The organism is Bradyrhizobium cosmicum (assembly GCF_032290525.1).
GTDB lineage: Bacteria > Pseudomonadota > Alphaproteobacteria > Rhizobiales > Xanthobacteraceae > Bradyrhizobium > Bradyrhizobium cosmicum_A.
Map to the genome: position 1 here is coordinate 1 of NZ_JASXTA010000079.1, position 636 is coordinate 636.

1 protein-coding gene is annotated in these 636 nt (G+C 57.7%); it reads right to left on the reverse strand.

Features of this window, described 5'->3' with window-relative positions:
- Positions 1 to 636: IS110 family transposase (locus QSV46_RS39105; protein ID WP_314964011.1), on the reverse strand; the 636-nt coding region annotated here is incomplete at both ends.

Sequence of the window (636 nt, forward strand, 5' to 3'; positions counted from 1 at the left end):
CGTTTGGCCAGCTTGCTGCCCCAGCGCTTGAGCGCAGAACCTCGCCTGACAACGGTCAGCAGGACGTTCGCGGCCTCGAACAGATAAGTTCGCATCTGGTGGTTGCCGCGCTTGGAGATGCGGCCAGTACGATCCATCTCGCCGGATTGATAACGTCTTGGTGTCAGGCCTAGATAGGCACCCACGTCGGCGGAATGTTTGAAGCGAGTGGGGTTGTCGATGGTTACGACGAAGGACAGGGCAGTTAGGGGACCGATACCGGGAACGGTCATCATTCGCCGAACAGTTTGATCGCCTTTTGCCACTGCCATGAGCTGTCGATTGAACCTCTCAATTTGCTCGGTCAAACAGGACTGGGCAAGGACCAGCGGTGCGAAAATATCTTGTAAATCCGGCGCTTCAGCAAGCACGGCGTCGACTTTGCGAGCCAAGTTCGTCGAGCCGGCCTTGCCGAGCACTATTCCCAACCCCTTGCACAGACCTCGCATTTGGTTGTCAATATCTCGCCGCAGATTCACCAGCTTGGTTCGAGCCGCCAGCATCGAACGGGTTTTCCAGTTCTCCGCCCCCTTCACGGCAGCTTCCCGATACCATCCCATGCGGGCCATTTCGGCCAACCCCTTGGCGTCGTTTTGG